Source organism: Haloarcula sp. Atlit-47R, from assembly GCF_003665985.1.
Taxonomy (GTDB): Archaea; Halobacteriota; Halobacteria; order Halobacteriales; family Haloarculaceae; genus Haloarcula; species Haloarcula taiwanensis.
This window is the reverse complement of record NZ_QPLQ01000001.1, coordinates 772,277-793,235: the sequence shown is the minus strand read 5'-3', so window position 1 is coordinate 793,235 and position 20,959 is coordinate 772,277. Positions and strand designations below refer to the sequence as shown.

The following is a 20,959-nucleotide window of genomic DNA, read 5'->3' as shown; positions in this document are numbered from 1 at the left end:
CCTATCCCTTACGCCGATATCCGCGAACGATAGTCGCCTGTGAGATGGGACTCCCGTCCATCGCTTTCGACCGCTGTGTTCCGAGATCACTGCCGGCCACAGCCCGCCCACCCACAGGCGTCCGCACGGCGAGGGTACCACAGGTGCTGTCCGGGCTTGCGCCTCGGGTCCCCGCTGGACATCTAACACGGCCGTTATCACTGTGCGTGCCTAACAGCGTTTGTGTCCAGTGACCTGCCCAGCGACGTACACGCGGTGCTGACACAACTCGCTGAAGAGGGCGAGACGGCGATCAGCGGCGCGGAGTTCGATACGGCTCGACAGGCAGTTGCGACAGCCGAGACGGTCAGCCAGCACAAGCTCCCGGAGTGTGAGTTGCGCTCGCAGTTGCTCCACGGCTGCGAGCAGGTACACACGGCGCTAGATGACGGCCATCCCGACGCTGCCGCCGAGTATCTCCGAGCGATGAACCGACGACTTGCGGCCGTCGCCGACGATTCACTCTCCGAGTGACTTGCCACTCCCACTAACACGTAGCGCGGTCTTCGATGGTCGTCGAGCGCCGTCCCACGGTGAACGCTGTCCGTTCGTTCCCGAGGGGTGTCTCCACTGCGCACCTACTGTCGGACAGTGACGACTCGCCCCCGCTCGTCTCAGTTCTGTGTTACCGAGGCACTGGCTAGCCAGCTCCCGTGAGAGTTAAGCCACCGACCGATAATACCGTGGTATGTCTCAGGGACTATCGAAGGCCGATGACACGCTCGCCGACGCTGGCGAACGGAACCTCGTCGTCGGCGGTGATCGGCCGCTCCGTATCTCTGCGGGCCATCGATTGCTACATCACGACGGGAAATGCTCGCGCCCGCACGGACACAACTACGAAATAACGGTCCGTGTCACCGGTGAACTCACCGACGAAGGGTGGGTCGTGGATAAGGGAGACATCACGGACGTGGTCGACGAGTGGGACCACCGCTTCCTGCTCGAGGCCGGTGACCCGCTGGTCGAAGCCTTCGACGCCAGCGGCGATGGCGATGCCGTGGTCGTCCTCGACCACCCGCCGACGGCCGAGGTCATGGCCGCGATACTGGAACAGCGCCTCGCCGACCGCCTCCCGGAGACGGTGTCGGACGTCGCCGTCTCCGTCCGGGAGACCAGCGAACTCTGTATCCGCTGATGCCGGTCGCAAACGACACGCCCGGGGTCGACATCGAGGGGACCGACGCCGACGCGGAGACGGGCGACCTCCCTATCAACGAACTGTTCCAGTCGCTTCAGGGCGAGGGCCGACTGGCCGGCGTCCCGAGCGTGTTCGTTCGAACCAGCGGCTGTAATCTGCGGTGCTGGTTCTGTGACTCCTATCACACCTCCTGGGAGCCGACCCACGACTGGTTCACCGTCGGCGACGTGGTCGCGGCTATCGACGAGTACGACGCCGACCACGTCGTCCTCACCGGCGGCGAGCCGCTGATTCACGATTCGAGCGAGACCCTGCTGGCGCGGCTGGCCGACCGCGGGTATCACACGACGGTCGAGACTAACGGAACCGTCGTCCCCGATGCTCCTATCGACCTTGCCAGCGTCAGCCCGAAACTGGCCTCCAGTACGCCGACGGCCGACCGCGACCCCGACGGCGACGGCGAGTGGGCGGACCGCCACGAGGACCGGCGACTCGACGTGCCGACGCTGGCCGAACTCGTCGAAAGCTACGACACGCAACTGAAGTTCGTCGTCACCGGCCGCGAGGACATGGCCGAGATCGAGCGCCTCATCGACCGACTCCGCGACGCCGCGTCCGCACGCGTGGATGACGACGACGTGTTGCTGATGCCGGAAGGCCAGACGCGCGACCAGCTCGAATCGACCCGAGAGACCGTTGCGGACCTCGCACTGGAGTACGGCTACCGCTACACGCCGCGGCTCCACGTCGACCTCTGGAACGACGCACCGGGAACGTAACTGCCTGCGATACCACTTAGCATGACTAACGACACCCGCGCTGTCGTGCTCGCCTCCGGCGGCATGGACAGCGCCACGGCGGCGTACGAAGCACAGACCCGCGGCTACGACGACCTGTACCTGCTGCACACCAGCTACGGGCAAAACACCGAAGACCGGGAGTACGAGTGCGCCAGCGCGCTGGCCGACCACGTCGACGCGGCGGACTTCCTCCACGTCGAGACCGAGCACCTCACCCAGATCGGCGCGTCGTCGCTGACCGACGACTCGATGGCCGTGGCCGACGCCGACACCGACAGCGACGAGATTCCGAGTTCCTACGTCCCGTTCCGTAACGCGAACCTGCTGTCGATGGCGGTCTCCTACGCCGAAGCCAACGACTGCGGGGCTGTCTTCATCGGCGCACACAGCGAGGACTTCTCGGGGTACCCGGACTGCCGGCCCGCCTTCTTCGACGCCTTCCAGGGCGTCATCGACGCCGGCACGAAGCCCGAGACGGACATCGACCTCGTCGCGCCGTTCGTCGAGTGGTCCAAGACAGACATCGCCGAGCGCGGCGTCGAACTCGGCGTCCCCTACGAGGACACATGGAGTTGCTACCGGGACGACGAACCGGCCTGTGGGACGTGTGACGCCTGTGCGTTCCGACTCGAAGCTTTCCAGCGCATCGGCGAACGGGACCCAATCGAATACGCCGAACGACCGACGTACGCCGAATAAGCAGATTACGGGCGGTCGTCCACCGAGGAATTAGTCGTCAGCTTGGTCCCGAGCCAGTCCGTCCAGCACGTACTCCGCCGAGGTTCGCGTCGTCGCCAGCGGCACGTCATGGACATCACAGATACGCAGGAGCGCCGAGATGTCCGGCTCGTGAGGCTGTGCTGTCAGCGGGTCCCGAAGGAAGACGATGCCGTCCATCCGGCCCTCGGCGACTTCCGCGCCGATCTGCGTGTCCCCGCCCATCGGCCCGCTCTCCTTGCGCTCGACCGTGAGGTCGGTCTCGGCCATGATGCGCTTGCTCGTCGTGCCGGTCCCGACGAGGTCGAACGCCGACAGCGTGTCCTCGTAGCTCTGTGCCAGGTCTATCATCTCGGGTTTCTCGTCGTCGTGTGCGATGAGCGCGACGCGAGTCATACTTGGGGCTCTCGGGCCATCGACTTATCTCATTTGGACGGGGGCGTGTCAGCGCCGGTTACCCGTCGACAGAAATCGCTCCGTCAGCGGTTATTGTCACGTCGTGTCCTTCGACAGCGAACGTTAGCGACTCCGTCGTCCTCTCGCCGACGACTGCACGGAGAGACTCGCTGTCGACGTACGTATCAAGCCTGTCAATATCATCCGCAGCCAGATCTGTCGCTTCAAGCACCGCATCGGCAATAACATCTTCTGCGGGCTCGGGGCTCACCCAGTCGTCGGACCCCTCCGTGGCCCGGTTCCGCAGCATATACACAGTCCCCTCGTTCGAGCTCATACGCCATCATACGCTCCCTTCTCTTATAACAGCGGATGAGCTATTTCACTGTCTGAAGTAACCGACGTGCCGATGACGAACAACTCTTCGACACTGTCAGCTCACACGCGGCTACTTACCACTGTGTCGCCACAGACCTGTTGCTCACAGCTGGTCGGCGTCCCACCACCACCGCGTTCTCCCACCCGGAAGTTACTCTCTTCCGGTCACTCTGGCGGTGAGCCGACAAGCGGTCGCTCAGGGGCCGCCAGCGTGTTCTGGACCAACGTCCGGGTTCCCCGCCGGAGCCGCTCCGAAGCAGCTTGGCTAGAGATACCGAGTTCGGCGGCGAGGTCCGAGAGAGAGGACTCCCGCGGGACGGTGAAGTAGCCACGATTGAGCGCGAGCAACAGCACTTCTCTCTGTGGGTCCGTCACGCCGAACTGCGGGGAGGCTTCCGTGTCGTCAGTGATGGTCTGAATGTCGATGGTGATATCACTGGACACGAGCGCGTCACGGAACGACAGCACCGAACTCTTCTCGGGGAACCGGGCCCGGAAGACCCAGTCTTCGCCGGTCTGTGCGGCGCCGAGCAGGAACCCGTCCGCGTTCAACAACGCTTCTCCGATCGTGTCGATTGTCGTATCAGTCGTATGTAGGATGTACCAGTGACCATCTCCTTCTGCCGCTACGTGGGCATAGTCGGTGATACTCTCGTCCTGGGCCAGATTCGCTTCAATGGCGGGCCGCTCAACGGGGCCAATCCAGGCGACGGCACGACAGTCGCCGCTCTCGCAGTGCAGTCGCTGTATCCGTATCGCTGCTTTACTCAGCGTTTCAGCTGTTCGCTGCAAGAGGGGGGCGTCGATGTGAAATTCTACTATCATGTCTCACTGTCACGCAGCAACGATGATAAACCCCGGTCAGACAGTTGTCGTACCTGAAAACGGTGCTTGTGTAATTTCCGGGTACTGAAGGCTGACGGCGGTATGGACCGGGGTATAGTCGATTCAAGCACCAATGGATAGCACTCGGGAAATCCACTTAAATTCACAGCATGGCCTACCATGTCTCAACCATCAGCACCCTTTTGACTGCGAACGAGTACTAGTACACTATCCGCTCTGCCGACGCCTGCTGACACCATGTGTCGACGGTTCCACACAAGGCGCTGCGGTCGGACTTGACATGACTGACTCATCCCGCGGTCAATCGGAGACGGTCGGCATCGTGTTACTGACGGCTGTTATCGTCGTGCTGGTCTCGGTGCTGGGTGCCGGTGTTCTCTCGTCCGGACCACAATCGACCGCGGAGCCGCTGGTGGACCTCGACATAGATATCACGAGCACTACCGTCTCGATCACACACAACGGCGGTGACACTGTCGACGGCAGGTCATTCGACGTTATCATCCGAAACGAAACTGCGAGTCAGCGCTACGAGTCAGCCGTCACCGGCCCGTTCGAACCGACCGATACCGTGCGACTGTCTCATTCCTACACCGGCACCGTCACCGTCCTCGCCGTTGCTGTCGACAGCAGTACGGTCCTCGGTCGGGAGAGCCGGACGGTGGCTACTGATCCGACGCCGACCACAGACACCGCGACGCCGACTCCGGAGACTGAGACACCGGCTACGGAGACTGCGACGCCAGCTCCGGAGCCACCGGCTATCGATTCGGCGACACTCCCCGGAACACCGATAGATGACACAGAAGCTAACAACAACGTCGAACGCACGCTGACGCTGACTTTCGATACGGAGATGGACCGGACTATCGCGCCGAGCATCGAACTCGACGGCGTCACCGAAAGCTCGGCGACAGTAGTGACCGCGGACGGGACCTGGACGACGGCGAAAACGTACGAGGTCCCGATCCGGTTCGCCGACAACGACGTGGACAAGACTATCGACGTGACGGTATCGGAAGCGCAAGACGCCGACGGAACCGAAATGTCGCCACAGACTGCCCTATCCTTCGTGCTCGACAGTCGCTCGCCAGGCGACGTGAACAACGTCGTTGTCGAACCCGACGCCATCACCCAGGCGAACCAGAACGCCGTCGACGTGACTATCACAAACCCGGATTCGCTGGACGGTGACGAGACGGCACGCGTCACACTGACCGACCAGACCGGGACTGACATCACGCGGTCGGCGACTATCGACCCGGCGACTGACGAGACGACGCTGACGTTCGACACGAGTTCACTCGCCGACGGGACAGTCACGCCAACGGCGGTCGTCGAAGACGACGTGGGGAACCGCGGCGATTCCGTCACAAATGACCAGACGCCGAAGGACACGACCGCTCCGGCGGTCGATTCCTTCACCGCGACCGAGACCGGCAGCCGAACGTTCACTGTGACACTCGAAGCGACAGAGCAGACCTCGATTCAAGCGAGTGACGTGACACTGGGCGTGTCCGGACCCGGCACTGTCGAAAACGTCGAGCAGTTGAACCTCGACAACAGCGGCTCGTCGTTTACCTACAGAGTCAAGTACACCGTGAGCCAGCCCGGCGAATACACGGTCACGCTGTCGGAGCTGACGGACGCGTACGGTAACGACGGCGCGACCGGCCAGACCGCGACCGTGGCGCTGGGCGACGCGGCTGACTTTGTCAGGTACACCGGCGACGCAGAGACGTTCGGTGGTGACGGCTCTGGTGTCGCGCTGTCCATTGAAAACACGGCTTCGACGGCAGTCAGCGTCAGGAACGTCACTGTCAGTACGGACGCTGCCAGCACGCTGTTCGAGAGCGGGTCCGGTAGCACCCGGACTGACCACGAAATCCGTGTCGTCGGCGCATCGACGGGGGTCTGGGACACGAACAAGGAACGCAACGCCGGGAAAGACGGCTACCAGATCGGGAGCACGGCGGTGCTATCTGACGCCGCAATGGTTTCCGGAAATTCGACGGCTGAGGTCACAATGTATGAATTCCTGACCTCAGGAAAGGGTAACTCCGGGAAGCCCGTCGACATGGCCGGGGACGAAATCACGGTTACGCTCGGATTCAGCGACGGGAGCGAACTCACGTTCACTGTGACGCCGTAAGCGGCCCGTCGCAACTACAGGTTCTCGCCCTGATACGACCCCTCGTACGTCCCCTCGTGAGCGGCGTCGGCGAGCACGAGCTGTGCGATCCGCGCGCCCTGTTCGAGTTCTATCGGGTGGTGGACTTCAAGCAAGCCCTCGCCCCGCCCCTCGTAGCCGGCGTCCCAGACGGCTGTATCGAGCATGCAGGAGTTGCGAAGCAACGACGACCGGGGAAGGAGAAAACCGATGTGTCCATCTGGAATGACGACGCGGTCGGCGTACTCGACGATGTACCCGCCACGGTCGAGCTGATAGACACCGTCGCTGGGTTCGACTTCCCGTCGGTCACCGACGGTCTTGCCGTCGCGCTCAATGCGCCCCGGTTCGACCTGTTCGTAGATTGCCCCGAGCGTGAGGTCGACGCCGTTCGGTTGCACTTGTGGTTCTCTCAGGTCGCCGAGGGCATCGGCGACGAACCGCCCACTTTTGAACATACCCGGTTCTGTGCGAGTATCGTGGAAAGGCCTGCCGGTCTGGCCAACCGCTGTTCTGTCTCGTTGACTCGCTTCCGAGTGACGGACGGCACGGGTTTTTATATGAAAAATACGACGGAATACGCGGGATTTATACCGCCGCGCCATCCATTGACGCACGTTATGGGACAGACGCTTACGGAAAAAATTCTCGACGACCATCTCGTCGAAGGGGAACTTACACCCGGAGAAGAGATCGGGATCGAGATCGACCAGGTGCTGACACAGGACACGACCGGGACGCTCGTCTGGCTGCAGTTCGAAGCGCTGGGCCTCGAAGAGGTACAGACGGAGCTGGCCGCACAGTACTGTGACCACCAGACCTATCAGTTTGACTTTAAGAATACCGACGACCACCGCTTCCTCCGTTCTGCGGCGGGTACGTTCGGGGCACACTTCTCGCGCCCCGGCAACGGTATCTGTCACAACGTCCACAAGGAGAACTTCGCCGCACCCGGCAAGACGATGCTCGGGTCCGACTCGCACACGCCGACGCCCGGCGGCCTCGGCGAACTCGCCATCGGGTCCGGTGGCCTCGATGTCGCCGTCGCGATGGGTGGCGGCGCGTACTACATCGAGATGCCGGAAGTCGTCAACGTCCGCCTCGAAGGCGAACTGCCCGACTGGGCAACCGCCAAGGACGTCATCTTGGAGCTGCTCCGCCGGCTTTCGGTCAAGGGCGGCGTCGGCAAGGTGCTGGAATACACCGGGCCTGGCGTCGAGACGCTGACCGTCCCCGAGCGGACGACTATCACCAACATGGGGACCGAGCTCGGTGCCACCTCCTCGATCTTCCCGACGGACGACCAGACCAAGGACTACCTCGAACGCCTCGGCCGCGAGGACGTCTTCGAGGACATCGGCCCCGACGAGGACGCCGAGTACGCCGACGAAATCGTCGTCGACCTCTCGGACCTCGAACCGCTCATCGCCGAGCCGTCCATGCCTGACAACGTCGTGCCCGTCTCCGAGGTCGAGGGCGTCGACGTCGAGCAGGTCATGATCGGCTCCTGTACGAACGGTGCCTACGAGGACATCCTCCCGGCCGCGAAGATGCTGGAAGGGCGCAACATCGACAAGAAGACCGAGATGATCGTCGCCCCCGGATCCAAGCAGGCCTCCGAGATGCTGGCCCGCGAGGGCTGGACCGCGGAGATGATGGCCGCTGGCGTCAACTTCTCCGAGGCGACGTGTGGTGCCTGTATCGGCATCGGGCACGTCCCGGCCTCAGATTCAGTCTCGCTGCGGACGTTCAACCGCAACTTCGAAGGTCGCTCGGGTATCGAGGACGACAACGTCTACCTCTGTTCGCCGGAAGTCGCCACCGCGGCGGCCATCAAAGGCGAAATCGTCGACCCGCGGGACCTCGCCGACGAACTCGGCGACCTCGAGGCACCCGGGCTGGAGATGCCCGACCAGTACATCGGCAACTCCGAATCGGACCTCATCGCGCCGGAGAACGCCGTCGACGACGAACTCATCAAGGGCCCGAACATCGGCGACGTGCCGCTGAAGGACCCGCTGGAGACCGAAGTCGGTGGTGAAGCCCTCCTCAAGATGGAGGACAACATCACGACGGACCACATCATCCCGGCCACGCAGGACATCCTGATGTACCGGTCGAACGTCCCGAAGCTCTCCGAGTTCACGCTCTCGCGCGTCGACGACACGTTCGCGGAGCGCGCACTCGAAGCTGACGGCGGCGTGCTCGTCGCTGGCGAGAACTACGGTCAGGGCTCCTCGCGTGAACACGCGGCCCTGTGCCCGATGTACCTGGGTATCGAGACCGTCCTCGCACAGAGCTTCGCCCGCATCCACAAGGCGAACCTGTTCAACTTCGGTATCGTCCCGCTCACCATCGACGAGGAGACCTACGAGAAAATCGAGGAAGGCGACGACATCGAGATCGTCGACGACGCGGCCGAGGCCGTCAAATCCGGCCAGACGGAGTTCACCATCCGCGTGAACGACGACTGGGAAGCAACCGGTCAGCTCGACGCCTCCGAGCGTGAACGCGAGATCCTCGCCGCCGGTGGCAAACTCTCGCACACGAAGCAGCAACACGACGAAGGCGGCGCTGCACCCGCAGACGACTAGAGCGAGGTTTTGCAGAAACCTCGTATTGGGAACGGGACCGCAGGTCCTGCGAGCAGAGCGATTCCGAGCGTAGCGAGGAATCCTTTCGAAGTCGAACAGCGCTTCGCGCCGTGAGACAGCAGATCGCTTTTCGAGCAGTGAAGCCACAAACAGCGCGGCATCCGCTCCGGTCGAGCGACACATTCCTCGGTCTATCGGGAAACACACGCACAGAGAGATGTGGTTCGGGTACCGGCACAGGACGACCGGTTAGCGACAGCGCGAGACTGTCTTTTTCGTTCTCCATACTCGTAGCCGACGCTGTTTCACGGGAATGAGTGTCCCGGTTACGGCATAGCGGTCCCCAAGACAGACCCAGGTGGCGATGGAAAAGTTTGGAAAGAGGGGTGGGGGTGGGGGTGGTGGCACCCAAATGGGTGCATGCATAGATACACTCGTCAGAGTAAAGAACCTTCCGCATTTCTAACCATGGCAGGGTCGTATCGATGCATGAATTATCAGTACCTATCGACAAACAGTCAGAACTCGGGTATCTTCGGTCGGCGGTAACACATATGTAGGTCCACACCGAAATGCGTACGTGACAACGGTCGCTCCAGACGGGCCGGAGACGCCGGGTACCCCGGCGGTTCGGCGCGCTGTCCGTGCGGACCTCATCGAGGTCCACCGCGTCGAGCAGGCGTCGTTTCCACAGCCGTGGCCGTTTTCTGCACTGGAGAGCTATCTCGGCGAACCGGGGTTTCTCGTCGCCGAAACCGGCAACGACGATGGCGACCCGCCCGCCGTCGCGGGCTACGTCATCGCGGACACGGTGCCGAACCACGGTACCCCGCTCGGCCACATCAAGGACCTCGCGGTTCGGCCAGCGTACCGTCGGCAGGGGGTTGCGAGCGCGCTGTTGACGCGCGCACTCGAGGTTATCGGCGAGACGGGGGCCGGCTCAGTCAAGCTGGAGGTCCGGGCCGACAATGACGGCGCACGAAAGCTGTACCGGCGGTTCGGGTTCGAGCACCGCAAGACTATTCCGAACTACTACAGCAACGGCGAAGATGCGCTTGTGATGGTCCGACTATTATGACTGTGTCGGCTACGTCTGGCATTGTCTGAGCGCTGTGGTCGCACTCCCGTCGTCTACTGCCGGACGCCCCTTCGCAGCCAGTTCTCTCGCAGTACCCACCGCTCCGAGACCCCGACTGCATATACGGCTCCGCGTCCACGGTTCGCACACTGATGGGATACGCCTGTCCAGTGTGTGACGACCCGCAAGCCGACGACGTGCATCTGGCGAATCATCTCGCGTTTACGGCGATGACCGGCGGCGACGACCACGAAGCGTGGCTCGACGAGCGCGTCCCCGACTGGGGCCAGCTCGGTGAGGACGAACTGTCCACCGAGGTCGTCGAGTACGCCGAGGAGACGGAGTTCCCACAGGTGTTTGAAGACACCGTCGACCGCAGCGACGGGGGCCACAGCCATAAACACGACCACGGCCACACCGACCTGCCGCAGGGGGCGGACCGCCACCGTGGGTCGAACGCGCTCAGCGACCACGACAGCGAGGTGCTGGCCGAGGCGCGCGACCTGACGCGGGAGATGCTACGCGAGAGCGACAACGAGAGCGATGGCGACGCCACCGACGGCGATACGTCGGTCGACGGCGACGACACTGCCACGAACGAAGACGAAACCGAATAGTCCCGCCGGCGGCAAGGGGACGTATGGACACTGAGGGGCAGTTCGCGCCGGCATCGGCAGCCGAGGCCAGTGAGCGCTACGACGCGTTCGGGCCGACGGCGCAGGTGGTCGTCAAGGAAGTCGCGAAGGCGATGGGTCTCGACCCGGAGACCTACGAGGAGCGGGTCACCAGTGAGGTCATTGAGACCGCCCGCGACGTACTGTTCGCAGAGTCGCTCGCAGTTCAGGTCGGTTCGATGGCGGAGTTCGAGGAGTGGCGCGAAGACACGGACTGTGAGGTGACGCTGGTCGGCGCGGAGAACGTCGACCACGTCGCCTGGCACGCCGCCCCGTTCGCAGAGCAGGCCGTCGCGGCGACGTTTCAAGATGAACGCCGGGCCGCCGTCGGGACGCTCCGTCGGCAGGCCTTCGGCCGCATCTACCGCGAGGTCGTCTGATGCGTCCGGTCACACGGAACACCTTGCTCGGAATCATCGCCGTCGTTGTGCTGTTGCTGGCGCTGGGTGCGCTCCCGGGCCTCCTCAAGAGCGGCGACCCGTACTACACTGTCGCTACGCCGAGCGACGGCGAGTACAGCGTCGACAACGGCACTGCCATCAACTGGAGCACCCAGTCCGAGCGACGCTTCCCGTACACGAGCGCGGCGCTGGCCGAGGCATCCGCGTCGGCGGCCGGGCAGTCCGAGCCGTACTGGCGCGGCCCGTTCGGACTCAAGGGCGCGTTCACCCACTCGCCCTTTGACGAACGCGACGCCTTGCGACAGCAGTACGACGGGGCTGTGACCGACGACGGCGTCGTCGTCCGGCACAACGGCACGTTTTACCACGTCGCGGTCCGACAGGACGTATGACCCGCGAGTCGGCCCACGAGTGGCCCATCGTCGAGAGCAAACGTGAGTACGAGACCGGCTGGTACACCGGCGGCTACGACCGAGTTCGCCAGCCCGACGGGTCCGAGAAAGACTACTACTGGGCTGAACTGCCCGACGCGGCCGTCGTGGTGGCCACGACCGGCGATGAACTCGTCATGGTCGACCAGTACCGCCCGACCATCCGCGAGCAGTGTCTCGAACTCCCCGCCGGCATCGTCGAGGACGACGAGTCCTACACGACTGCGGGCGCGCGCGAACTCCGTGAGGAAACTGGGTTCGAAGCTGCCGGCGTCTCACTCATCGAGGAGTTCTCGTGTTCGACCGGCGTGCTCCGGCACCGCCGCGGCATCGTCTTCGCTGAGGGACTGGAACCGGTCGACCGGGAACTCGACGAGAACGAATTCCTTTCAGTGACGACCGTTCCCATCGACGAAGCGCTGCAGGTCGCCCGCCGCGAACCGGCCAACGACGCAACCATCGAAGGCATCCTGCTGGCACAGGCCGACGGTTTGCTGTAGCCGGTGAAGGTTTAGGCATCGCCCGCTAGCGGCTGGGTATGGACGGCGAAATCGACGCCGACGAGCTCCGGTCGAAACTCGACGAAGAGACGGTCCGGGTGGTCGATATCCGCTCGCCCGGCGCGTTCGAGCGAGGCCACATTCCCGGAAGCGAGAACGTCCCGTTCCCGTCGCTCGTTGACGAAGTCGAACGGTTCGAAGGCGACGACGAGGTCGTGACAGTCTGTCCGAAGGGGAAGTCTAGCGTCCAGGCTGCCCGGCTTATCGCGTCGTATGAAGGCTTTGATGGCGATGTTGTAAGTTTTGAACCAGGCCTGAACGGCTGGGACGGGCCGCTGGAACGTGCAACCGCTGACGGGGAGGCGACGGCAGACACTGCGGCTGTTGACGGAGATTCCGACGAAGGCCCTGCTGCACCGTTTTAGCTGTTGTTCGGGGTGAAATGGTGGCTCAGGAATAGTGCATCGTCACAAGGGGCTCAGCGGGGGTAACATCTCGTCATCGCCACCAGCAGGTCGTAGTCTCCCACTCGGGAAAAGTGCATCCGTTGCGGACGGCGTGAGTCGACGGACTGCCGGCACCTGTTGCTGGCAGCGAAGTGTCGCGCTGATCGTAGCGGACCACTGCCGACTTCACCGGTAGGAATACGGTCGTCTATATAGCGAACATATAAAATACCTATACGACGAGAGCAAACACTCCGGCTGAGTGTTCCGTGTCTAACACCGAGACAAGCCAGCCGCGAACCGAGCAGGCGCTCGCTGTCGTTCAACGAGAAATCGACTGTGTCGAGGCTGAACTGACGGCGTTCCGGCGCTTTCGGACCCAGCTTGTGTCTATCGAGCCGCCGGCACGAGCCGCAGGCACTGTCGACACATCTGGGGGAGGGATGTCGGCGCTCAGTGCCCGGCAGCCGAAACCCGATACGAACCTGCGTGCCGTCAGGGAAGCCTACCGAGAGACGGTTATGGCTGTGCCACATTTCGAAGCCGAGTACGATGACTCGCTGGAAGCCAACATGTCGATGGAGTTCGGCCCGGAACTCGGCACGCAGATCGCCACGGGAACGCGCCTGACTCCACAATTGTACGAGGCGCTGCTAACCGCAAGTGAGAGAGCACGCGACGAGCGCGAGACGCTGCTCCCGGCGCTCGAACGCGAGCGGGAGTCGTTACAGTCAGTGCGAGCAACGCTTGACAACTGTGAACGCCGCGGGGCCGCACTCGGTGCGAACGCACGCAGAACGACTGACCCGGCCCGACTCGACAGCATCGACAATCAGCTCGCCGAGATCGAAAGCGAGTGCGAGGCAGTGGCAGCGACCCGCCAGCAACAGCTTCACGGTCGGTCGACCGCCGCTCTCTCCGGTGTCGACGGAACCAGTCTCGTTCGGTATCTCTACGACGACTGTCCGGTGACGTGTCCGGCACTCGCTGACACCGTCGCGTGCCTCGAAACGCTCAGGCGGCATCGTCGCCACTGCATCGTTTCGACACGCTAAGGCCGCAGGGTGGCTGCGCCTGATTTGTATACTGTCGAGTGGTCAGGATTGTGGCCGCGGTGCGGCTTTCTGGAGCGCGCTCTCGGCGATGTTGCCGCCGTAGTCGGCGGTCCGGGACAGTGAGTCGACGACGAGCCCGAGCACCTGCGCGCTCTGTGGGTCGAACTCGCGGATCTGGCCGTCGACTTCGCGAGCGGTCTCGTCGACGTCAGGGATCTGACTCCGGGCCTCGTTTGCCAGTTCGACGGCCTCGTCGGAGTCTTCGGTCAACAGTGCGTCCATCGCTGTTTCGGGGACGGCAATGGCTTCGGTTTCCAGCTGATCGAGCAGGTCGGCGGTTTCGCCAGTTATCTCCCCAATCTCTTGGGAGAGGCTAGCGATCTTGGTCGCGTGGTCAGCGATACGCTCTAATTGGCGGGCGCTGGACTGGAAGTCGAAGACGGTCTCGCGCGGGAAGCCGATCTCGTTAGCCGCCGTCGGGTTCCGGAGGACGGTTCGGAACACGCGCGAAACCATGTACCAGAGCCGGTCCACGTCGTCGTCGCGTTGCATCACGTCCGCTGCGAGGTTGTCGTCGTCCTCGATGAGCGCCTCGACAGCATCGGAGAGCATCGTCAACGAGACCAGTCGCATTCGTGTGATCGCGTTGTGGACCGACAGTTCCGATGAATCGAGCAGGTCCTGCAGGACGACCCGGTCCGTCGTCTCCTCGATCATCTCCAGACCGACCAGTCCCTGGGTCGCATCGCGGATGATGCGTCGCTGCTCGGCCGTGATCCGGGTCGCTTCGAGTTGGATGATGTCGAAGCCGCTGACGTACATCGTCATTACCGCCCGCGTGAGTTCGTGCCTGTTTTCGAGCCCTTCCACGTCGAGACTCCCTTCTACGCGGCCGTTGTCCCGCTGCGGAGCGAGCAACAGTAGGTCCCGTTCAGCGTGGAATTCGACGACGCTGCCAGCGCTCACGTCGTTCTCTGTTGCCCACTCTTTGGGGAGGGAGACGGTGTACGTCGACCCGCCTGTCACCTGGACCTTGCGTGTCTCCATGTGACTGGCACTCGTTCACGGGATGGTATAAATCCACTCATATCTATATACTGTATCGGAGCTCTAATATTTGAGGACATATTGTCCGGCTACACGCCGATGATACGACGATATTCGCCGGTATAGGTAATTCAAACCGGTGAAAATGCTATATCTGGCGGCTCATCAGTATCGGTCATATTCGGGGCTCTGACGGCATGATAGCGGCATATTCGCTGCTATATGTCTACCTGTTTGTGAGTTTTTGCCATACCATATCTATATAGTAATACACCAATAGATATAGCTATCTTAGCAGGTTACTTATTACCTGTCCCGCTGGGTTCTGGTGATGGCGCACGATCCAGACGGGCTGTCAGACCTCGTATCGCGGCGGAAATTCATCGCAACAACGGGTGCGACCAGTATCGCTGCAATCGCCGGCTGTTCCAGCGGCAGCGACGGATCCGATTCCGACGGAAGCTCCGGCGGGAGCGCGGACACCGAGGCGGCGTCGACGGAGATGGACTCGGCGGAGACGGAAGCGACCGAAAGCTCCAGCCAGGAGAGCGTCGGCCCGCTCGAATCGGGCGGCTCCTCGACGGTGTACCCCATCGCCAACACGGCGGCGTCCTACTGGAACGCCAACCGCCCGGCCAGCGACAGCGAGTACTGGCCCCACGGCGAGTACGACATCGACACGGACCAGAACCTCGCCGATTACTGGGCCGGCCTCTACGGCTTCGAAGCCGGCGGCGAGGAGGGGCCGCCGTTCCAGTTCACCGTCGGCCTCTCCCACTCCGGGACCGGCGTCGAGAAGGTCATGAACGGCCAGAACGACATCGGTAATTCTTCCGGGAACGTCGAGGACGAACTCCCGGACCGTGACTCCTACGAGCAGTTCGTCGACCACGTCGTCGGGGTCGACGGCCAGCCGCTCGTGGTCTCCCAGGAAATCGCCGACGCCGGCGTCGAGAAGATTACCGGGGACCAGCTCAAAGCCCTCTACAAAGGTGAACTCACCAACTGGAGCGAACTCGGCGGTCCGGACCGCGAGATTCAGGTCCTCGGCCGTGTCAAAGGCTCGGGTACCCGGACCTCTTTCGTCTCCAACGTCTTCGGCAACCCCGAGGAGGACACCTCTGTCGCCAACCGCTACGGCCAGAACCAGCGCCTCGCACAGGCCATCGCACAGGCCGACAACGCCATCAGCTACCTCGCGCTGGCGTTCATCGACACCGACGGCCTGGCCCCCGTCGCCCTGGAGTGGGAAGGGACGACCTACAGCTATCAGGACGACCAGAACGGTCTGGACTCGAAGGCCTATCCCCTCTCGCGTGACCTCCACATGTACACGTGGGAAGGCACCTCGAAGAAGGAAGCCGCGGTCATCAACATGATCCTGTCCGACTTCGGTCAGGACACCTTCGTCGCGCCGAACAACTACTTCAAGCTCGGTGCGCGCCGTCAGGAAGAACAGCGCGCCAAGCTCCCCGACCAGGTGTAACCGGCCGGACGCAGTCTGACGATTTCGACCGTCTCGGTCGATTTTCAATAATATGACAGAAGACATACCAACGACGGAGAGTGAGTCGGTGTCGGGCGGGGGCAGAATCGACGGCGCAGCGCTTGCGGTCGGCGCGATAGCGACGACGCTGGCGGCGACGATTCTCGTGTTCCTGTTTCGGCCGGCGATAGCGCTGCCGATGCTACTCGCGTTCGTGTTCGTCACGGCGGTCGGGTGGGTCACCTATCAGGCCGAGGTTGCACGCCTGCTCACGCTGGTCGCGACGATTTTGACGGTGCTGACCGTCGCGTTTATTACGTTCTTCCTGTTCGCGAGCGCATTACCAGCGTTTCTCGAACACGGGCTTGGACTGCTACTGATTCCAGAACAGGGCGGGTCGGCTCGCTGGTTCTTCTGGCTTGACGCCGTCCTGCCGTCGGATTCGACGTACTGGAACCCACTCAGCGGGGCGTACTCGCTGATCCCGATGATCTGGGCGACGGTAGTCGTCACTCTCATCGCGGGCGCAGTCGCCGGCCCGCTGGGTCTGTTCGGCGCGCTATTTATCGCCGAGGTCGCCAGCGACCGCCTGCGGGAACTCATCAAGCCCGGCGTGGAGATTCTGGCTGGCATCCCCTCCATCGTCTACGGATTCATCGGTTTCCAGGTACTCAACGGCTTCATCCAGACGAACTTCCTCGACGACGGGGCAAGCTTCCTCATCGCTGGGGTTGTCGTTGGCGTGATGGCGCTGCCGACGGTCGTCTCCGTCGGCGAGGACGCCCTCTCCAGCGTCCCGCAGTCGATGGGTGACGGCTCCGTCGCGATGGGTGCGACCGAGTGGCAGACGATGAAAAGCATCTCTATCCCGGCGGCGTTCTCGGGCATCTCCGCGGCCGTCATTCTCGGCCTTGGCCGAGCCATCGGCGAGACGATGGCCGTCGCCGCCATCATGGCCTCGGGGACACAGTTCGCCGACCCGCTGTTCGATATCTTCGACGCCAACGCGACGCTGACGAGCCTGATTGCGACCCAGTACGGCAGCGCCTCGGAGAGCACCGTCGACGTGCTGTTCGTCGCCGGTGTCATGCTGTTCGTCATCGTCGCCGGCATGAGCATCGTCTCGCAGTACATCGAGCGACGTATGCAACGGAAACTGAAGGGGCAACAATGAGTGACGCTTACGCGACAACGGATCAGCTCGTCAGTGCGGATTCGAACATTTACGACCGCGGACTCGATGCGGCGATAGCGCTCAGCGTCGTCGGCTTCACGCTCGGGCTCGTCACGCTCGTGAACCTCGTCCCGCCCGGGACCAGCGGCAGTGCCCTCACCACGGCCCTCGGAACGCTGCTGGCCGTCGTCGTCGGAGCCGTCGGCATCACTGGCCTTGCCTCTTTCCTCAACGTCGTCCCGGTCACTTCACAGCGAGTCCGCGGCATCGGGCTGGGCCTCGTTATCTCGACGGTGGCGCTGACTGCTCTTGCCGCGACCCTTCCGGTGACGATGGCGACACTGCTGGGCACCGTGTTGCTAGTCGAGGCACTGGCGATCACTGCCGCCGGTGTCTCCTCCCGGCTCGAACTCGTGGACACGGAACCGAACATGAGTGCCGGCCTGCTCTCTGGCGGCGCGCTCGGCGCGCTCGGCCTCGCAATGGGGGCCGTCGTCGGGGGTTCCCTTGCCGGATTCGGCTCGCTCCTGTGGCTTGTCACCGCCGCCGTCGCCGGCGTCGGCCTGTTCCTGCTGGCGATCCTCCCTCGTGAGGACCTTGGTTCGACGCTCCCGACGGCTATCGTCGTCGGCGCACTCGGGCTGACAATCGTGACCGGAACCATCGGCGTGGGCTGGCAGTGGAGCCCGCAGACGCTCTCCGGTGGCTTCACCGGCGGCGCGGTCATCCCCGTGTTCCTCCTGGTCGGGACGCTGCTGTCGGCTTGGTCGGCCGCGAAGTGCCGCGCCGGGTTCGGTGCCCGGGGACGCGAGTACGGGGCCTTCCTCGTCATCAACCTCAACGCCTTCCTGATGGTGGCTGTGATGGCGACAATCGTCGTGTTCGTGACCATCAAGGGCATCGGCTACGCCGTCCACGGACTGTCGATCGGTGCGCTGACGGCACTGGTCCTCCTGTCGCCAGCTCTTCTGGCTACAATCCAGTTCGCTCGTTCGCCTGCGGGCACGACTGACTGGAACACTGGCGCGCGACAGCTATTCCGGATCCTCCCACTGGCGGCGGTTGGTTCGCTCGCTGCGGTGTTTGCGAGCGTGCTCGTCACCGGCACCCCGCTGCGGTACGCCTACACCTACACTGTCCAGGTCAACCGACAGGGACGTGCGCTCGATACAGCGCTCGCAGTGACGCCCAGCACGACGGTCGGGACGCTGCTGCTTGTCCTCCCGGCACTATTGCTCGCGGTCACGTTCTTCCGGTCGTTCGGCTCGCTCCGCAACGTCGGGACCCAGTCTGACCGAGCCGGCTCGATCCGACAGGCCGTCCCGACGGCAGTTCTCGCGATGGTCGTCCTCATCGGCTTTTTCCTCGCCTTCGGCCCGACTCCGTTCGGCCTCCCACTCAACGAGACGGTTGCATTCGCCGCTGTCGTCGCCGGATCGGTCGCCGCGGGCGGTCTCGCAGTCTCCCCACTCGTCGGCGTGCTCGCAAGCGACGGGCCGACGCTGGCGGAGAGCGCACAGCGGGAGGCCCCGCTGTTCACGCTGGGGGTGTTCGGCGGACTCGGGCTGTTGCTGGCGACGCTGCTGCTCCAGCCAGTTGCCGGCATCAATCCGCGAGTTGGTCCGGTAAATCTCGTGCCTGCGGTCGCGCTCGGGGCCGCTGTGGCCTCGCTCGCGCTGGCGACGCTCACCACGGCTGCAAAGCGGTCCAGCGAAGAGACGATTACCCGCCGCCTGCTGACTGAGGAGACGCGACTCGGCCTCGTCGGTGCGGCCGGCTTCACCGCGCTAGTGGGCCTGCACGTAGCCGCTACCGGCACATCGTTCAACGTTCTCGGCGTCTCCATTGCCAACGAGGGGAGCCTCTCGTGGCCGATGGTGATGCAGGCCTACATTCCGCTGGGAGCCGAGCCCGGCGGTATCGTGCCTGCGATCATCGGCACGGTGTGGCTGGTGATCGGCGCAACGCTGTTCGCCGTCCCGCTGGGTGTTGGTGCGGCAGTGTTCCTCACCGAGTACGCCGAGCAGGGCCGATTCACTTCGGTGGTCGAAATCGCGACAAACGCGCTGTGGTCCACGCCGAGCATCGTCTTCGGTCTGTTCGGAGCAGCATTCCTGATTCCCCGGCTTGGCGGCGACGAGTCGCTGCTTGCCGGGATGCTGGTGCTTGGCTTCATGCTCCTGCCGCTGGTGCTCATCACCTCGCGGGAGTCAATCAAGTCGGTCCCCGACGAGTACCGCGACGCCAGCGCGGCACTGGGTGTGACCCAGTGGGAGACCATCAAAAGCGTCGTCCTGCCGGCGGCGATGCCGGGCGTCATCACCGGCGTCATCCTCGGCGTCGGCCGCATCGCTGGCGAGACTGCCCCGCTCATCCTTGTCCTCGGCTCGACGCTGAACGCGACGGCCGCCGTCGACGTCATCGACGGCTTCCGCTTCGTCTCGGGGCCACCGTTCATCGTCAATGACGCCTTGCTTTCGGCCTCGGCGTCGCTGCCGACGCAGGTGTGGGCCGTCATCGCGGCCGGGGTGTCGGGGTCGCCACAGATGGGATGGGCAACAGCGTTTATTCTGCTGATCGTCGTGCTGACGTTCTACGCAGTCGGTATCACGGCGCGGACATACTTCCGGAGGAAACTCAACTATGAGTGATAGCATCAACACGGAGCCGAGCACGGACACGCAAACGAACAGCGGACAGACAGTCGACACCACCTCGCCAAGCGCCGAGACGACGGCCGGCGAGAGCGACGAGCGGATCCGCGAGGCGTGGCGGCAGTACGACTTCGACGGCAAATCGAAGCTCTCGGTCGAGAACCTCGACGTGTGGTACGGTGATGACCACGCGCTGAAGGATGTCTCGATGGAGATCCCCGAGAACAGCGTCACGGCGCTTATCGGGCCATCCGGCTGTGGCAAGTCGACGTACCTTCGCTGTCTCAACCGCATGAACGACCGCATCAAGGCCGCCCGCGTCGACGGCTCGGTCGAACTCGAAGGGACCGAGATCTACGACCCCAACGCCAACCTCGTCGAACTGCGCAAGCGTATCGGGATGGTCTTTCAGTCGCCCAACCCCTTCCCGAAGTCCATTCGGGAGAACATCTCGTATGGCCCGCGCAAGCACGGCGACATCAACAAGGGCCTGCTCGCGCGCCTGTTCGGTCGCGACGACACCGAGGCAGAGGCTGAACTCGTCGAGCGCTCGCTGAAGCAGGCCGCGCTGTGGGACGAGGTTAGCGACCGACTGGACGACAACGCGCTCGGCCTCTCGGGCGGGCAACAACAGCGCCTCTGTATCGCGCGCTGTCTGGCCGTTGACCCCGAGGTCATCCTGATGGACGAGCCGGCCTCGGCGCTGGACCCCATCGCCACCTCGAAAATCGAGGACCTCGTCGAGGAGCTGTCGAAGGACTACACGGTCGTCATCGTCACCCACAACATGCAGCAGGCGGCCCGCATTTCCGACCAGACGGCCGTGTTCCTCACCGGCGGCGAACTCGTCGAGTACGACGACACCGACAAGATATTCGAGAACCCCGAGAGCCAGCGCGTCGAGGACTACATCACCGGCAAGTTCGGGTGAC

The 20,959-nt window shown here is 63.4% G+C and carries 21 protein-coding genes and 1 pseudogene; 17 read left to right on the top strand and 5 right to left on the bottom strand.

Annotated elements, in window-relative coordinates:
- Positions 1-222 precede the first annotated feature (222 nt).
- The 4 genes from DVK00_RS04095 to queC all read left to right on the top strand — a co-directional run bounded on the left by DVK00_RS04095 (position 223) and on the right by queC (position 2,679).
- Positions 223-513 carry a hypothetical protein gene (locus tag DVK00_RS04095; RefSeq protein ID WP_101350995.1) on the top strand — a complete coding sequence of 97 codons (291 nt, stop codon included), beginning with the start codon at positions 223-225 and terminating at the stop codon, positions 511-513.
- Positions 514-727: 214 nt separating this feature from the next.
- Positions 728-1,177 carry a 6-pyruvoyl tetrahydropterin synthase family protein gene (locus tag DVK00_RS04090; RefSeq protein WP_101350994.1) on the top strand — a complete coding sequence of 150 codons (450 nt, stop codon included), beginning with the start codon at positions 728-730 and terminating at the stop codon, positions 1,175-1,177.
- The gene (locus DVK00_RS04085; protein ID WP_101350993.1) at positions 1,177-1,959 is read left to right on the top strand and encodes a 7-carboxy-7-deazaguanine synthase QueE; all 783 of its coding nucleotides are present in this window, start codon (positions 1,177-1,179) and stop codon (positions 1,957-1,959) included. The genes DVK00_RS04090 and DVK00_RS04085 overlap by 1 nt, the downstream gene beginning before the upstream one ends.
- A 21-nt stretch (positions 1,960-1,980) precedes the next feature.
- Positions 1,981-2,679: a 7-cyano-7-deazaguanine synthase QueC gene (queC, locus tag DVK00_RS04080; protein WP_101350992.1), complete on the top strand. Its 699-nt coding sequence runs from the start codon at positions 1,981-1,983 to the stop codon at positions 2,677-2,679.
- 30 nt (positions 2,680-2,709) lie between these two features.
- Here queC and DVK00_RS04075 read toward each other — a convergent pair whose 3' ends face one another.
- The 3 genes from DVK00_RS04075 to DVK00_RS04065 form a co-directional block, all read right to left on the bottom strand.
- Complete coding sequence (locus DVK00_RS04075; RefSeq protein ID WP_101350991.1) at positions 2,710-3,093, bottom strand: methylglyoxal synthase; 384 nt, start codon at positions 3,091-3,093, stop codon at positions 2,710-2,712.
- A 58-nt stretch (positions 3,094-3,151) separates the two neighbouring features.
- Positions 3,152-3,430, bottom strand: coding sequence for a HalOD1 output domain-containing protein (locus tag DVK00_RS04070; protein WP_121577307.1), 279 nt, complete (start codon positions 3,428-3,430; stop codon positions 3,152-3,154).
- A gap of 206 nt (positions 3,431-3,636) precedes the next feature.
- Complete coding sequence (locus tag DVK00_RS04065) at positions 3,637-4,296, bottom strand: helix-turn-helix domain-containing protein (protein ID WP_101350989.1); 660 nt, start codon at positions 4,294-4,296, stop codon at positions 3,637-3,639.
- A 301-nt stretch (positions 4,297-4,597) separates the two neighbouring features.
- Here DVK00_RS04065 and DVK00_RS04060 point away from each other — a divergent pair, with 301 nt between their 5' ends.
- Complete coding sequence (locus DVK00_RS04060) at positions 4,598-6,469, top strand: type IV pilin N-terminal domain-containing protein (protein ID WP_158598758.1); 1,872 nt, start codon at positions 4,598-4,600, stop codon at positions 6,467-6,469.
- 14 nt (positions 6,470-6,483) lie between these two features.
- Here the strand turns inward: DVK00_RS04060 and DVK00_RS04055 are convergent.
- Positions 6,484-6,966, bottom strand: a pseudogene (locus DVK00_RS04055) (deoxyuridine 5'-triphosphate nucleotidohydrolase); the annotation flags it as partial.
- 141 nt (positions 6,967-7,107) lie between these two features.
- Here DVK00_RS04055 and DVK00_RS04050 point away from each other — a divergent pair.
- The 8 genes from DVK00_RS04050 (at position 7,108) to DVK00_RS04015 (ending at position 13,666) form a co-directional block, all read left to right on the top strand.
- Positions 7,108-9,081: an aconitate hydratase gene (locus tag DVK00_RS04050; RefSeq protein ID WP_101350986.1), complete on the top strand. Its 1,974-nt coding sequence runs from the start codon at positions 7,108-7,110 to the stop codon at positions 9,079-9,081.
- 580 nt (positions 9,082-9,661) lie between these two features.
- Positions 9,662-10,159, top strand: a complete 498-nt coding sequence (gene rimI / locus DVK00_RS04045; protein WP_101350985.1) for a ribosomal protein S18-alanine N-acetyltransferase — start codon at positions 9,662-9,664, stop codon at positions 10,157-10,159.
- Positions 10,160-10,311: 152 nt separating this feature from the next.
- Positions 10,312-10,776 carry a DUF5810 domain-containing protein gene (locus DVK00_RS04040; RefSeq protein WP_121577306.1) on the top strand — a complete coding sequence of 155 codons (465 nt, stop codon included), beginning with the start codon at positions 10,312-10,314 and terminating at the stop codon, positions 10,774-10,776.
- A gap of 23 nt (positions 10,777-10,799) precedes the next feature.
- Complete coding sequence (locus DVK00_RS04035; protein ID WP_121535487.1) at positions 10,800-11,213, top strand: DUF5809 family protein; 414 nt, start codon at positions 10,800-10,802, stop codon at positions 11,211-11,213.
- Positions 11,213-11,626: a hypothetical protein gene (locus tag DVK00_RS04030; protein ID WP_101350982.1), complete on the top strand. Its 414-nt coding sequence runs from the start codon at positions 11,213-11,215 to the stop codon at positions 11,624-11,626. Before DVK00_RS04035 ends, DVK00_RS04030 begins: the two co-directional genes overlap by 1 nt.
- Positions 11,623-12,165 (top strand): NUDIX hydrolase, encoded by a 543-nt coding sequence (locus DVK00_RS04025; RefSeq protein WP_101350981.1) that lies wholly within the window; start codon positions 11,623-11,625, stop codon positions 12,163-12,165. The genes DVK00_RS04030 and DVK00_RS04025 overlap by 4 nt, the downstream gene beginning before the upstream one ends.
- 38 nt (positions 12,166-12,203) lie before the next feature.
- Complete coding sequence (locus DVK00_RS04020) at positions 12,204-12,590, top strand: rhodanese-like domain-containing protein (RefSeq protein ID WP_121535484.1); 387 nt, start codon at positions 12,204-12,206, stop codon at positions 12,588-12,590.
- A 290-nt stretch (positions 12,591-12,880) separates the two neighbouring features.
- Positions 12,881-13,666 (top strand): hypothetical protein, encoded by a 786-nt coding sequence (locus DVK00_RS04015; protein ID WP_101350979.1) that lies wholly within the window; start codon positions 12,881-12,883, stop codon positions 13,664-13,666.
- 42 nt (positions 13,667-13,708) lie between these two features.
- Here DVK00_RS04015 and DVK00_RS04010 read toward each other — a convergent pair whose 3' ends face one another.
- Positions 13,709-14,713: a phosphate uptake regulator PhoU gene (locus tag DVK00_RS04010; RefSeq protein ID WP_101350978.1), complete on the bottom strand. Its 1,005-nt coding sequence runs from the start codon at positions 14,711-14,713 to the stop codon at positions 13,709-13,711.
- 331 nt (positions 14,714-15,044) lie between these two features.
- Between DVK00_RS04010 and DVK00_RS04005 the strand changes: the two genes are divergently transcribed.
- From DVK00_RS04005 to pstB, 4 genes are read left to right on the top strand one after another with little or no spacing between them, the layout of a single operon-like run.
- A complete protein-coding gene (locus DVK00_RS04005) occupies positions 15,045-16,199 on the top strand; it encodes a substrate-binding domain-containing protein (RefSeq protein ID WP_101350977.1) in 1,155 nt (384 codons plus the stop codon).
- Positions 16,200-16,251: 52 nt separating this feature from the next.
- Positions 16,252-17,373 carry a phosphate ABC transporter permease subunit PstC gene (gene pstC, locus DVK00_RS04000; protein WP_101350976.1) on the top strand — a complete coding sequence of 374 codons (1,122 nt, stop codon included), beginning with the start codon at positions 16,252-16,254 and terminating at the stop codon, positions 17,371-17,373.
- Positions 17,370-20,024 (top strand): phosphate ABC transporter permease PstA, encoded by a 2,655-nt coding sequence (gene pstA / locus DVK00_RS22375; protein WP_101350975.1) that lies wholly within the window; start codon positions 17,370-17,372, stop codon positions 20,022-20,024. The genes pstC and pstA overlap by 4 nt, the downstream gene beginning before the upstream one ends.
- A complete protein-coding gene (gene pstB / locus DVK00_RS03990; protein ID WP_121577305.1) occupies positions 20,017-20,958 on the top strand; it encodes a phosphate ABC transporter ATP-binding protein PstB in 942 nt (313 codons plus the stop codon). Before pstA ends, pstB begins: the two co-directional genes overlap by 8 nt.
- Position 20,959 lies beyond the last annotated feature (1 nt).